The sequence below is a fragment of the Wolbachia endosymbiont (group A) of Andrena fulva genome (genome assembly GCF_964026815.1).
Taxonomy (GTDB): domain Bacteria; phylum Pseudomonadota; class Alphaproteobacteria; order Rickettsiales; family Anaplasmataceae; genus Wolbachia; species Wolbachia pipientis.
Window position 1 is genome coordinate 374,248 of the sequence record NZ_OZ034701.1, and the last position, 12,693, is coordinate 386,940.

At 33.5% G+C, this 12,693-nt stretch carries 16 protein-coding genes and 1 other RNA gene; all 17 read right to left on the bottom strand.

Going from position 1 to position 12,693, the window contains the following annotated elements:
• Positions 1-132: 132 nt before the first annotated feature.
• The 17 genes from ispG to AAGD84_RS01960 all read right to left on the bottom strand — a co-directional run bounded on the left by ispG (position 133) and on the right by AAGD84_RS01960 (position 12,612).
• Positions 133-1,413, bottom strand: a complete 1,281-nt coding sequence (ispG, locus tag AAGD84_RS01880; protein WP_341818080.1) for a flavodoxin-dependent (E)-4-hydroxy-3-methylbut-2-enyl-diphosphate synthase — start codon at positions 1,411-1,413, stop codon at positions 133-135.
• A 25-nt stretch (positions 1,414-1,438) separates the two neighbouring features.
• Positions 1,439-2,059 carry a TRP75-related protein gene (locus AAGD84_RS01885; protein WP_070356736.1) on the bottom strand — a complete coding sequence of 207 codons (621 nt, stop codon included), beginning with the start codon at positions 2,057-2,059 and terminating at the stop codon, positions 1,439-1,441.
• 197 nt (positions 2,060-2,256) lie between these two features.
• Complete coding sequence (locus AAGD84_RS01890; RefSeq protein ID WP_151807755.1) at positions 2,257-2,802, bottom strand: hypothetical protein; 546 nt, start codon at positions 2,800-2,802, stop codon at positions 2,257-2,259.
• Between the two features lie 197 nt (positions 2,803-2,999).
• On the bottom strand, positions 3,000-3,857 hold the full coding sequence (locus AAGD84_RS01895) for an Rpn family recombination-promoting nuclease/putative transposase (protein ID WP_341818081.1): 858 nt from the start codon (positions 3,855-3,857) through the stop codon (positions 3,000-3,002).
• Between the two features lie 182 nt (positions 3,858-4,039).
• Entirely contained in the window at positions 4,040-6,154 is a 2,115-nt protein-coding gene (locus AAGD84_RS01900) for an FtsK/SpoIIIE family DNA translocase (RefSeq protein ID WP_264723228.1), read from the bottom strand.
• On the bottom strand, positions 6,155-6,433 hold the full coding sequence (locus AAGD84_RS01905) for a YggT family protein (RefSeq protein WP_006279515.1): 279 nt from the start codon (positions 6,431-6,433) through the stop codon (positions 6,155-6,157).
• A gap of 171 nt (positions 6,434-6,604) precedes the next feature.
• A complete protein-coding gene (locus AAGD84_RS01910) occupies positions 6,605-6,880 on the bottom strand; it encodes a type II toxin-antitoxin system RelE family toxin (protein WP_264723229.1) in 276 nt (91 codons plus the stop codon).
• Positions 6,871-7,092 carry a hypothetical protein gene (locus tag AAGD84_RS01915; RefSeq protein ID WP_006279415.1) on the bottom strand — a complete coding sequence of 74 codons (222 nt, stop codon included), beginning with the start codon at positions 7,090-7,092 and terminating at the stop codon, positions 6,871-6,873. The genes AAGD84_RS01910 and AAGD84_RS01915 overlap by 10 nt, the downstream gene beginning before the upstream one ends.
• Positions 7,093-7,175: 83 nt before the next feature.
• Positions 7,176-7,487, bottom strand: coding sequence for a type II toxin-antitoxin system RelE family toxin (locus tag AAGD84_RS01920; protein WP_010962380.1), 312 nt, complete (start codon positions 7,485-7,487; stop codon positions 7,176-7,178).
• The gene (locus AAGD84_RS01925) at positions 7,468-7,689 is read right to left on the bottom strand and encodes a hypothetical protein (RefSeq protein ID WP_095742622.1); all 222 of its coding nucleotides are present in this window, start codon (positions 7,687-7,689) and stop codon (positions 7,468-7,470) included. The genes AAGD84_RS01920 and AAGD84_RS01925 overlap by 20 nt, the downstream gene beginning before the upstream one ends.
• Positions 7,690-7,791: 102 nt before the next feature.
• Positions 7,792-8,097: a type II toxin-antitoxin system RelE family toxin gene (locus AAGD84_RS01930; RefSeq protein WP_310732675.1), complete on the bottom strand. Its 306-nt coding sequence runs from the start codon at positions 8,095-8,097 to the stop codon at positions 7,792-7,794.
• Positions 8,066-8,296 carry a hypothetical protein gene (locus AAGD84_RS01935; RefSeq protein ID WP_264339247.1) on the bottom strand — a complete coding sequence of 77 codons (231 nt, stop codon included), beginning with the start codon at positions 8,294-8,296 and terminating at the stop codon, positions 8,066-8,068. Before AAGD84_RS01935 ends, AAGD84_RS01930 begins: the two co-directional genes overlap by 32 nt.
• 188 nt (positions 8,297-8,484) lie before the next feature.
• Positions 8,485-8,922: a ClpXP protease specificity-enhancing factor SspB gene (locus AAGD84_RS01940; protein ID WP_006279412.1), complete on the bottom strand. Its 438-nt coding sequence runs from the start codon at positions 8,920-8,922 to the stop codon at positions 8,485-8,487.
• A 22-nt stretch (positions 8,923-8,944) separates the two neighbouring features.
• Positions 8,945-9,275, bottom strand: a transfer-messenger RNA (tmRNA) gene (gene ssrA, locus AAGD84_RS01945).
• Between the two features lie 124 nt (positions 9,276-9,399).
• Complete coding sequence (locus AAGD84_RS01950; protein WP_010962383.1) at positions 9,400-9,990, bottom strand: CvpA family protein; 591 nt, start codon at positions 9,988-9,990, stop codon at positions 9,400-9,402.
• A gap of 57 nt (positions 9,991-10,047) precedes the next feature.
• Positions 10,048-10,644, bottom strand: a complete 597-nt coding sequence (locus tag AAGD84_RS01955; protein ID WP_010082169.1) for a riboflavin synthase — start codon at positions 10,642-10,644, stop codon at positions 10,048-10,050.
• A 189-nt stretch (positions 10,645-10,833) separates the two neighbouring features.
• Positions 10,834-12,612 (bottom strand): hypothetical protein, encoded by a 1,779-nt coding sequence (locus AAGD84_RS01960; RefSeq protein WP_341818082.1) that lies wholly within the window; start codon positions 12,610-12,612, stop codon positions 10,834-10,836.
• Between the last annotated feature and the right edge of the window lie 81 nt (positions 12,613-12,693).

The following is a 12,693-nucleotide window of genomic DNA, read 5'->3' on the forward strand; positions in this document are numbered from 1 at the left end:
CTCTATCAACTTTACTTACACTTTTCCTTAACTTGACGCGTATGCTTTTTTGAACATTCCCAACGAAAAAAGAAAAACAAGGTTTAATTTTCTTTTTTATTTGCGATTTATCTATTAATTAACCGTGAAAGGTTACGTGTAATGCTTCTTCACATAATTATCAATAATTGCCTTAAATTCTTCAGAGACATTATCACCTTGTAAAGTTTTGAAATATTTGCCGTTTTTGTAGACTGCTGAAACAGGTTTTTCTCCATATCCAGGTAAGCTGATTCCCAAATTTGCGTGTTTGCTTTCTCCAGGACCATTTACTATGCATCCCATAACAGCAATGTTCATATGCTCTACACCTGGATTTTTTTTCTTCCACATCGGCATATGAGTTTTTATATAGCCATTCACCTCTTCAGTTAATATACGAAAACGATCGCTACTCGTGCGCCCACAACCAGGACATGAATTAACCTGAGGGTTAAAGTGTCGCAAGCCTATAGACTGCAATATTTCCTGACACACCACCACTTCATTAGTACGCGATTCACCAGGACGTTGAGTCAAAGAAGCCCGTATTGTATCTCCAATGCCATTTTGCAATAAATAAGTAAGCCCTGCTGCGGTATTTACCACACCTTTATTGCCCATACCAGCCTCAGTTAAACCCAAATGCAGCGCATAATTGGAAGATTTTGCAAGTGCCATATAAACTAAAATTAAATCTTGTACTTTGCTAACTTTACATGAAATGATTATTTTGTTTGAATTTAGACCAATTTCTTCAGCTTTTTTTGCACTATCAAGAGCAGACATTACAAGTGCTTTGCGCAGTATAACATCAGAAGGCCTTGAATTACTAAGCGAAGAGTTTTCATCCATCAATTTTTGCAAAAGGTATTTATCAAGACTACCCCAATTTACCCCAATTCTAACCGGAAGATCGTGCATTATTGCATACTCTATAACCCTTTCAAACTTCTCATCACGTTTGTTGCCAAAACCTATATTGCCTGGGTTTATCCTAATTTTACCCAGCATTTTGATGTTGTCTGGATAATCTTGAACTAATTTATCTAGCTCATACTGACCACAGCCTACCAATATTTTACCGTCAAAGCCTTCTTTATTTATCTCTTCTACTATATAAGGTATTGCTCTTGCTACCTCCTCTGAATTCAAAGCAATCCGTACTAACTCTGAACCTGCACGTGCTAGTTCTGTTATCTCTTTTGCATAATGTTTTGCGCTACTTTTTATATTATCAGAATCTATATGCACGCCAAGCGCCATAGATTGTACAACTACAGGATTATTTCCACCTATCTTTACTTTTCCAACTTCTACAACATGAGTTTTGTGCCTGGAAATCTGCGATAATTCATATGTATTATCATTCAATATCAGGTCTTTATCTAGCATATTATTAATGGCCAATATTGTGATACTATTTTACTGTGTCAGCTACACTGCCAAATGAACTTGAACCATTCAAACTATAAGCATCTACGTTATCCAAATTAGCAATAGAATCATGTGAGCACGTTCTTCTTGATGGAGTTTCTTTTATAGTGACATTTATAGGAGAAACTTTCTTTTCTCGTGTTGAAGTAACTTTCTTCTCTTCTTGTTGTTCACTTTCATGCTGCTTATTTTCATACTGGAAAACTGACTCTTGATCTATAAATACAGCACCCCTTAAACGTGCGATATTAATACCATGCTGATTTATCATAGTGCTCTCTTCATCGTCGACTATGCAAGCTTCCATGTCATTTGGCTCATTATCAAGACTAGCAATTTTTTTCTCTTTTAATTTTTTGATTAGATCTTCTTTATTTATAGCTCGATCTTGTAATTTTTTTTTCTTGAGCAATTCCCTACGCTTCTCATACAGTTTATATGACTCAGCAAAATCCTCATCTGTATGAAAGTTTGCACCACCAGGGTTACCAGGAGGTATGTATCTCTTACTGAGCTTAGATTTAGCTTCAGCACTATGCACAGTAAAAAAGCTAGAAACCAAAAACATTAATATAAATAAAATTTTAGAAAAAACCCTAAGCATATGGTGCTATAGTAAATATCGTGTTTTAAAAGATAGCAATTAACAAACTTTAAGTAAACCAGAATCTTTACTAACTTTACAATACAAATATTTTTCTAAAAAGTGATATGTTTGCTATCAAAAAAACCTACGCAGACTAAGAGAAGAGTAAGGTGTTACAAGTTGCGTAACACCTTTTCAAGAAAAGTGTTATGCAGCTATATGTTTGCAACTTTTAAGTTATTCTGTAGTTTTTCAGTACCATCGGTAGTATCTACATTACTAAGTTTTGCGTCTGGCGTATCTTTAGATAAGTCGTTTTTCTTCTCTTTATCAAGCTTAACTCCCTGATAGATACAGAATGCAACAAAACTAGTTATTGCTATTGCGGCAACAGCACTGACTATGATACAAATTGCCATTATTTTTTGTTGATCTGCTACTGCCTCTGCAAGTGTTTCCACTTTTTCTTGCAGGCCGTTTAAGTGCTCTTGCATAGCTTGAAACTGCTTAGTACCAATCTTGTCTTCTAATGCACTAAAAACTTTTTCAAACTGCTCAACATCTATCTTTTGAGCTTCTTGCCATTCTTTTAATGCACTAAATACCTCTTCAAACTGTTTAGCATCTATCTTTTGAGCTTCTTGCCATTCTTTTAATGCACCAAAAACTTTTTCAAACTGCTCAGCATCAATTTGTTGACTTTCCTGCAATGCTGTTATATCTGACTCATCAAAGCCAAGTACCCATTTAGTTATACCCATTTTTAACCCCCTAGTTAATTAATATATTATAATTTTACATTCCAAATATTTAAATTATTATTAAATCAATTGTCATTATGTATTGATCTTTTAATAATTTCGTTTGACTTGCTTTTTGAAAGTGCGAAAACTTAAATTAAGGTACTTACGAAATACATGAAGAAAAATGCTTATTGTATTTTTGTAACCATTCACACTTAATTCTGCAATTCTTTGATCTCACTCATGGAGAGGCCAGTAAACTTAACAATAGTGTTGACATCAACATTATTAGCTAGCATTGCTTTTATGACTTCAATTTTTCCTTTCCGTACACCTTTCTCTTCAGCAAGATCAAGTCTGTATTCAAGGATGGCTTCTTCTTTCTGTAGATCCATCACTCTTTCTTCATAAGCTAGGAGATCTTTTTCACTCCAGTGAAACTTGTCTAATTCATCGTATGCTAGCTTTATTATTGGTGATTCCTCTGCAATTTTCTTTAGATCTTCATCTGTCGTTTCTTCTGCATGCTTAAAAAAGAAGCACCACCTTTCTATTGTGCTTTCTAGTTCCTCCACTCTGCTTTTTGAAAATTTAGGTAATTCTATAAAGACAAATTGAAAATCTTTTAAGTAATGGCCGTTGGTTTTTATATCACGTATATTGTGAGTAGAAATATACTCAACCTCTTCAGGGAATAGCATACCATTGGAAATAACAATGAAGAAAACCTTCTTTAAATTAATGTAATTTTTATCAGCCTGCCTTGAGTAAGCCTTAGCAGCATAGAGTTGTGCGCGCTTTTCAAAGCCCTTGTCGCGAGCGAGCTGCATCTCAATTATATATCTTGACCCACTAAAATCCCTGCAAAGAACATCAACTATACTTTGTCTATCAGAGGCAATTTCAGGGTCCATAATGGTGCTTAAGAATTCTACTTCTTGTATAGTATTGACTTCAGTACATCCTAAAATATCATTTAAAAAATGGATAAGAATATTCTTATTTTTTTCAGTACCAAAGATTTTCTTAAATGTTAAATCTAACTTTGGATCGAGAAATTTTGAAAAAGCCATAATAAGTACAGTTAGGAAACGTTAATAATTATACACTATTATTAACAATTATTCAATCATATTTTTAAGGAAGACAACTTTTAACTTTGTAAAAGATAGCCAAGAAAGTTGCATTTGCAGCAAATTTTAAGATACCCATCTATGGCCTAACTTAACGCGCATGAACGTTCTCAGAAGCCCTGTTATTCCACCAATATCTCTCTCTTTCCTGAATAATTTGGAGCACTGACAATACCTTCTTTTTCCATTCTTTCAACGATGTTTGCAGCTCTGTTATAGCCTATTCTAAGTTGTCGCTGAATGTAACTGGTTGAAACTTTTTGATCTCTTTGAATGATGGCCACTGCTTGGTTGTAAAGGTCGTTTTCTTCATCCTCTGTTTCACCTTCTGATTCCACAGAAGAATTTTCATCTTCCTTGGTAATTTCCTCCATGTAATTTGGCTCACCTTGCATTTTCAGATGATCAACTATATCTTGCACCTCATCATCGCTCACAAATGGGCCGTGAATTCGAATAATCTTACCACCAGAGGCCATATAAAGCATATCACCCATGCCGAGCAATTGTTCAGCCCCTTGTTCGCCAAGTATTGTACGGCTATCTATCTTAGAAGTAACAGCAAAACTGATTCTCGTTGGAAAGTTTGCTTTTATCACACCTGTTATCACATCCACGGATGGACGTTGTGTTGCCATTATGATATGTATTCCTGCAGCTCTGGCCATTTGCGCCAAACGCTGAATAGAGCACTCTATTTCTTTGCCGGCAACAAGCATCAAATCTGCCATTTCATCCACGATCACTACAATATACGGAAATATTTCCATCTTGATTGGTATTTTTTCAAACAAAGGCTTACCTGTTGTTGAGTTAAAGCCAATCTGCACAACGCGCTCCAATTCTATTCCACTATTCATCGCTTCTGTGATTTTTTGATTATAGTTTATAACATTGCGTACATTCAAATACGACATCATGCGATAGCGGTTTTCCATTTCTTTCACGATCCACTTAAGAGCGACTACAGCCTTTTTTGGCTCTGTTACTACTGGCGTTATTAGATGTGGTATTGCATCATATATTGAAAGCTCAAGCATTTTGGGGTCGATCATTATCATCTTGCATTCGTCAGGACTTAATCGATAAACGAGTGAAAGAATCATAGTGTTAATCGCAACTGATTTACCAGACCCTGTGGTTCCAGCAACGAGCAAGTGAGGCATTTTAGTTAGATCTGCAATAACTGGTTTTCCACTTATTTCTTTGCCAAGCGCAATTGGAAGATTTAAGTTTGCATTTTGGTATTCTGGTGATTCAAGCAAATCACGCAGCATTACAATTTCCCGTTCCTTGTTCGGCAACTCTATTCCCATAGCATTTTGCCCACGAATTATTGAAATACGTGCAGAGAGTGCACTCATCGAACGTGCAATGTCATCTGCAAGGCCAATTACTCTTGCAGATTTCGTACCAGCTTGTGGTTCAAGTTTGTATAAAGTCACAACCGGCCCATAGCATACACTGATAATTTTTCCTTGCACGCCAAAATCACTCAGGACTTGTTCCAGCAGAGATAAATTTTTATTGCTCTCCATTTCATTCAGCTGTTTTCTCTGCAAAGACTCCTCTGCTTTGGAAAGTAAATGAATGCTTGGAAATTCGAACTCACTGAAAATTTCTTTGGTGGCTTTTTTCTGTCTTTCTTTTGGTTGTTGTTTAGTAGTGATTTTAGTTTTATGTTTTTCTTCTACTACTAATGGTGCAACTGAATATTCAGCAGTTTTATGTGATCTGAAGAATGGAACATTTACAAATAAGCAAGCTATTTTTTTACATAAGAAGAATAGAGAGTAAATTGTTCTCTTCCAACCAACCAATCCTACAAGACCTATTGATGTTACTATCACAAATACATAAAACGGACAGTGATTAACGAGTACATTCCCTATTATTCCACTGTGTCTGTACCTTGCAATGACGCCTAGCGAAAGTTGTGGTAATATAGCACATATCCCTAAATTGATTAATATTAAACAGAGAATTTTCAGCAGCCTTTTTGCTGGCCTGAAGATCAACAAGTAAACTATGGTTGTAGCTATTGTAACACTAGTTAATCCGAGAAATTGAACCAATATATCAGCTAAATATGAACCTACTATTCCACCTAAATTTGTCACTTCCTCATTTGTAGCCGTGTTTAAGGAAGGATCTTTATAGTTATAGCTAAAAACTGATATATATATATATATTAAAAGGGATAGATATATTGCTGATTTTAGATATTTTTTTAACATCTACCTAAAGTAGTAAGCTACTGTATATTTTACAAAGTGAATTGTTATTAGCAATATCATTATAGATAAATCTAATCCGTTGAACGGTGGTATATATCTTCTAATAATCTTTAGTGGTGGATATGTCAATTGGTTCAAGATGTGCATTATGCTACTGACAGTTTCATTATATATGTTCACCATATTAAGTTTAACCAGCCAGTTTAGGACAACCCAACATATTAGAATGAAGCTATAAAGATCAAGTAACGTATTGAGTAGATATATGATTGGATGCATACATATCTATTACACGAAAGTTATATAAAAGACAAGTATTGAGCCTTTTCAAACTCAAAATGTTGTTTTTGCTGAACCAAAAAAAACTTCATTTTTTGAGCTGCGCAAAGCCACCTAAAGTAGAGAATGGACAAGGAAGGAGGAGTGTATAATATATATTAATGTTGATATTTATTTCTTATAAATATCATCTCTATGTCCTATCTCTGTGATAGTTACTATATGATCTAATTGATTTACTCTGTAAATTACACGATAGTCACCAACTCTTAGCCTTCTACGTCCTTTTAAGTTATGATGTAGTGGTTCACCAAAATTTATTGGGTCAACTGTAAGACGTTCTTTTATAGCCTTTTGAACTCTTAGCCTTATTATCTTTGGAAGGTTTGGTAAATCTTTTTCAACAACACTCTTTAGAGACTTAACCTTGTAACGCTCTAATCCCACTTAATATCTTCAAAATCAACTGTTTCTGCACCTTCAACATCACGCTCATCAGAAATTTTAGATACTAAAAAATCCTCCATTTCAAGCTCAACTGCTTCTCTAAATAGTTTTCCTGCTAATTCTTGAACGGGCTGTTTAGTAAATTCAGATAATTCAGCAAGATGCTTTAAAGTTTCTTCGCTAAGAGCTATGTTAATGCCTGAATTTGCCATATGTTTTACCAAAGTCCACTAATAATTATACAACATTTTTTTTAATTTTTCAATAAAGAAAGGAGTGGTGTATAAAAATATATTTAATGTTTCAGTAGGTCCAATATTGCCTGCTTGTAAATATTGTCCCTGTGTCCTATTGAAACAATAATTACTATACGTTTTACAGTATTTACACGGTAGACAATACGATAATCATCAGCAACTTTTATTCTTCTATGTTCCTTTAATCTCTTGCGTAGCAACACACCGTTACCAATAGGATCAGTCTCAAGATACTCTTTTATTGCATCTTTAATACTTGGCTTTACATCTTCCGGCAAGGAAGGCAAATTTCTTTTAAGAACATGCTTTAGATATTTAATGGTGTATTGCTTATTTCCAGATGTCTTCACTATCCTCTACTTCTTCTGCATCATCAGAATTTAACTCCCTAATAATTTTGGAAAATGCAATATCTTCCGCTTCAAGTTCGATTGCTTCCTTGACTAGCTTTTCTGTTAATTTTTGAACAGACTGCTTGGTGGCTCTAGCTAGTTCAACAAGATGCTGCGAAGTTTCTGGGTTGAAAGTTACACTAACTTTTGAATTTACCATAAGTTTTACCAAAGTCTACTACTATAGCTATTTTACAACATTTTTTTTAATTTTTCAATAAAGAAAGGAAGGAGGGCTGTATAAAAATATATTTAATGTTTATCAAGTAGCCTTCTCATAAATGGTGTCTCTATGTCCTGCTGTAGCAACAAATACCTTATGTTTTGCAATATTTACAGTATAAATAATTCGATAATCACTAACCCTTATTCTTCTATACCCTTTTAGCCTGCCACGTAATGGTTTACCAAATTTAATTGGATCAGTTGTAAGCCGCTCGTTTATCGCTTTTGTAATCCTTGATCTTATTGTTTTTGGAAGATTTAGAAAATCTCTTTCAGTAAAGTTTTTTGAGTAGACAATATCGTATTTCAGTTTATGTCCTCTCCCTTTCAGATAGTACTGTATTCCAGTCTACATCCTCACATTCCTTAATAGTTTTATATAACGCAATATCTTCTACTTCGCACTCGATTCCTTCGATGACTAACCTTTTTGCTAGTTCTTGAACGGATTCCTTGGTGATTTCAGCTAACTTAGTAAGGTTATGTGAAGTTTTTGGGTCAAAAGTTATACTAATTCCTGAATCTGTCATATGTTTTACCAAAGTCTACTAATAATTATACAACATTTTTCTGAATTTTTCAATAAAGGAAGTTGATGATATGTAAGAAAAATTTTGCCACCTGCGTTAATAAATAATTAAAGATTTAGCATATTTATCTACCCTCTATTCTATTACTTAAGTTAGACCACTTTTTTCTATTAATATTTTTTGTTTATAAAGATGAGCAGTTACTCATCACGCAGTTGATCTATGGATATAATACTACCGTTTGATAGTTTTTCAGTACATTTTTCACTTTTGTATTCTTTATCAGAGTCGATACTGATTTTGTCAAATATTAAAACATCTCCTGAAATTTTATCACGAAACTCACTAATAGCAAAAAACGGTATAGTAATTCGCTCTTGTTTTCCTTGAAAACTCAAACTGACGCTAAATTTATCCTCAGAAACTTTTAAATCATAGAATTGATGCTGTAATATAATAAGCATTTGAGTAGGGTATGACTTTTTCAAACGATCTGGCATGGTCACACCATTAAAATATGTGAAAAATAATATTTCTAAGTGAGGGATAAAACCATTACCTGATATAACATCTAAAGTCTTTTTGATAACTTGAAACTTAGCAGAATTAAGCAGTTTTTTGTAATCTGTTTGCTCCATATAACTTTCACATACGTAAATTTTGGGGGAACTTCTGTTACCCGGCGTTCCCTAAACCGTGCTTTAGTAATAAACCGGTTGTGCTAAATTAAGCAGCAACACGATATTCTTCAGCAGCAAAATTATCGTTTGCATTTAAATTATGAACTCTTAGCGGTGGTGTCTAACCGAGCAAAGCTACCATCTTTACTATGCATGTCGATCCTTAATCGCCCCCGTATAATTAAAAAACATGGTGGAGGCGCCGAGTACTGCCCTCGGGTCCAATACACCTATTACAAGGTAATTTTATTGCTATAGTACACAAAATGTACATAGCTATTATATAGCAAAATTAAATAAATGTCAAGATATTATGACCTTAAGTTGATTTATTGCTAAAACAAAATTAATATTTCCAGTAAAAAATTCTGTGCTCTTAACCTGACACATATGGCTTTTTGAATACTCCCAATGAAAATATTTATAAATAAATATTTACTCTTCTTTTTTATTGTTTTTAGGTTTTTCTTGATCAACCATTTCTCCACCGATCTCTTTTATTTTTAGTATCAACGACTCTGGTACATACATGTCAATTACTTCTTCTGCTGTCACAAATAAAGCCTGATAAGAGTGTGAATTTATTATCCAATTAGGCAATATGTCTTCTGCTTCTATTTTATACTCTCCCTCTTTTTTGTCATATACTGTGTAGCAATATAAGTGCACAGCAAAAAATAATACATAAGAGAGCAATATTCCTTTAAGCACTCCGAGAAAGATTCCAGTAACTCTATCGATAAACCCCAACCTTATGGGTGATAATATGTACATTAGCCAGTTATTTATTATCATGAATATAAGATTAAGTATAATAAATACAGAGATTGTAGAAAGTATGTTTAGTGTAACTTTAGAATCAAAATATTTACTATAATTTGGAGCGAAAAAATCATAGTGATTAGCTGTCAGAAAGACCGATAAAAATAGAAACATTAGTGCGCATAGCTCTTTTATAAAGCCTCTAGTTACCGAGATTATTACGCATAGAACAACAATGAAGATAATTAGGCTATCGAAAAGCATGTTTTATATCTATATGGTTTTCAAGATATAATAGTTGTAAATAACAAGGTTGTAAAATTAATTGTATTTATGCTGCATCAATTGATCTAAATACCTAGCGATCATGTCAATTTCTAAATTCAAATAATCATTTACTTTGTTGTACTGAAAAGTTGTATTTTCCCATGTATAGGGAGTGATATTTACTGTAAATTCCTGATTAATAACTGAATTCACTGTGAGGGAAACCCCATCTAGTGTAACGGAGCTTTTTTTTGCAACAAATTTAATTAATTCTTGTGGGCACGATAGTTTGATTTCATGAGAATCTAAATTTTGATTAATTGTTAAAAATTTTACTATCCCATCAACATGACCCTGAACCAGGTGGCCATCGATCTTATCGCTTAATCTCATTGCTTGTTCGAGATTTATTTTTTTTCCTATTCTCCACGTATTTAAGTTAGCAACCTTCATAGTTTCTTGAGATGCTTGGACTGTAAATGTATCGCTCATTATATCAACAACAGTTAAACACACACCAGAGCAAGCTATTGAATCTCCTTTATTTATAGAGGATAAATTTTGTGTCTTGATATGGAAAATTTGATCAGAGTTGGAGTGAGTGGTAGTATCAGTTATAGTCCCGATATCCGTGATAATTCCTTTAAACATATGGTGAAAATAAATAATTTTACCATGAAAAATTTTTTACAACAACTTATTTCTATTTTGTTATAGTTAAAGTAATTCTGGTTTACCGACAATTTAAAAAACGACAAATTCGTCATCCCGCTACGTGTTAGCGGGATCTAGAGATACCGCGAATGAATCGCGGTATGACGCAGGAAAACTGAGTCTGCACTAGCTATAGGCGCGAGAAAGGGGATCGTTTTTACTTACTTGCTTAACAGATTCTATAGAATACTCAGAATATATAAAGTAAGCTAAACTCAGAACACATAATGCAGTTAATATTGGTAACCCTATGTTCAATGCTAGCCCAATACTTTCTCTTTTTTCTGGTGGCACTAATCCTTTTAACATTGACACTTCTCCTAATGGAAAATGCCATAAGCAAAGTGTTGATGCAGATGCTACTATTATAAATAGACAAAAATAAGCCTTTTTTGAGGAAAATACAGTTTTTAATGATGATTTGAGTGTAATGTTAGTAGGTGGTAGAGTTTTAGCTTCATTTGTTGCTGGTGAAAGATCTTTAATTGGTAAAGGGTTTGTAGATTTATGAGGAGTATTTTCATGTTGTGGAGAAGGTTGTTGTATATAAACACCTGAAACTAATTTAAGCAATTGCTCTTTTTTTCTATATACTTGTTTTTGTAAATATTCTTTACCTAAAAGTGAGTTACTAAGAGGTTGTGGCCTTTCGAGTATCTGTAATACTTCTGATATTTCGCCTGGCTCTAATATTGCATGTAATTGTTTATCTTGAAAGTAAACAATATTAAATACTGAGCTGAAAATATTGCAAAATGTTTCTGGATCTTGATTTTTGTATCCACTCATCACTTCAATAAATATTTTATCGAGTTTTTTCCCCCTGTGCTCAATTTGGTTATCTATCATAGCTACTCTAGCATCATTTTGTGCTTGTTTTATGGCTAATGGTTTTTCTTTCTCTGATAGTTCTTTGGTCTGCTTTTTTGACTTCTTTTTTCTGTTAGCCTTAAAATACTCTGTGTGCGAAGTGGTTTGACCTACATTCTGTTCTGCTTCTTGAGGTATTGGATTTCCTATACTACTTGTCATCCAAGTAGCTGACACTGGGGTCCATTTTTCTTTTTTTTTCTGGATTCCAGCGTCAAGCGCTGGAATGACACCAAATGGTATATTGTTGCTCTGTATAGAAAGTTTTGGTGTTCTTAAAAGGGATAACCTTATTACATCATTAAAAAAATTAGATAAGGGAAGGAAGATTCTATATTTTGGTATATTAGCTTTTATTGCAGCAGTAACCACTGGAGCTTTACAATTTACTTTGCTTGCTACGTTAAAGCCAAACGAGCCTGTAAATAGTACAATTTGTCTATTTTGTGCGTTTTTTTGCTCAGTTTCACTCTGTTCTTGTCTGTTTTTATTTTCTGCTTCTTTTACTTGTAGTGTAACTTGACTCCGTTCCTCATTTTCAGTTTTTTCTGCATGTTTTAGCTTTTCATTTAAAAATGACCCTATTTGGTGCAAATTATCTAAGTTAATGTCTTTAACATCTGTTTGTAGTGTTATTGTTACTCCTTGTAAGAGAATTTGAGATGGAGCATTATTTATGAATTCTTCTACAGTTTTGTAACTGTTAGTTTTACAGTGGTTATTATATAATTCACTGCTTTCTTTCGGCACTTTCATGTTGACTGTAAAATTTTTTTCCTGAGGAAGACAGATTTTGAAAAAATCAATTAAAGGGTTTATTCGAAATAATCTTATATTAAAGGTGTCTTTATCTGTTGCTGTTAGCTCAAATGAAAATTTTTGTATATTGCTTTCAATACTTCTCGAGCGAATAGCACTGATCTTAATTGTTTCGCTAGAAAATGCTTTACTTATGTTTTTGGATTTTTCCTTAAAGAGCTTAGGTAAATCCTCTATTTTATACTTATTCTTAGTTTCAGTGTTACTGTTGTGCATAGTTGATACAGTGAATTCATCAACGCAAAGGTAAATAAAAAAGATTAATCAGTCAATAAATTAATAATCAGAATAGGGCAA

What these genes read in the sequence shown, in the direction of transcription:
- ispG (WP_341818080.1), bottom strand. Translation starts at nt 1,413, where the DNA reads ATGCTAGATAAAGACCTGATATTGAATGATAATACATATGAATTATCG.
- AAGD84_RS01885 (WP_070356736.1), bottom strand. Translation starts at nt 2,059, where the DNA reads ATGCTTAGGGTTTTTTCTAAAATTTTATTTATATTAATGTTTTTGGTT.
- AAGD84_RS01890 (WP_151807755.1), bottom strand. Translation starts at nt 2,802, where the DNA reads ATGGGTATAACTAAATGGGTACTTGGCTTTGATGAGTCAGATATAACA.
- AAGD84_RS01895 (WP_341818081.1), bottom strand. Translation starts at nt 3,857, where the DNA reads ATGGCTTTTTCAAAATTTCTCGATCCAAAGTTAGATTTAACATTTAAG.
- AAGD84_RS01900 (WP_264723228.1), bottom strand. Translation starts at nt 6,154, where the DNA reads ATGTTAAAAAAATATCTAAAATCAGCAATATATCTATCCCTTTTAATA.
- AAGD84_RS01905 (WP_006279515.1), bottom strand. Translation starts at nt 6,433, where the DNA reads ATGCATCCAATCATATATCTACTCAATACGTTACTTGATCTTTATAGC.
- AAGD84_RS01915 (WP_006279415.1), bottom strand. Translation starts at nt 7,092, where the DNA reads ATGGCAAATTCAGGCATTAACATAGCTCTTAGCGAAGAAACTTTAAAG.
- AAGD84_RS01925 (WP_095742622.1), bottom strand. Translation starts at nt 7,689, where the DNA reads ATGGTAAATTCAAAAGTTAGTGTAACTTTCAACCCAGAAACTTCGCAG.
- AAGD84_RS01940 (WP_006279412.1), bottom strand. Translation starts at nt 8,922, where the DNA reads ATGGAGCAAACAGATTACAAAAAACTGCTTAATTCTGCTAAGTTTCAA.
- AAGD84_RS01950 (WP_010962383.1), bottom strand. Translation starts at nt 9,990, where the DNA reads ATGCTTTTCGATAGCCTAATTATCTTCATTGTTGTTCTATGCGTAATA.
- AAGD84_RS01955 (WP_010082169.1), bottom strand. Translation starts at nt 10,644, where the DNA reads ATGTTTAAAGGAATTATCACGGATATCGGGACTATAACTGATACTACC.
- AAGD84_RS01960 (WP_341818082.1), bottom strand. Translation starts at nt 12,612, where the DNA reads ATGCACAACAGTAACACTGAAACTAAGAATAAGTATAAAATAGAGGAT.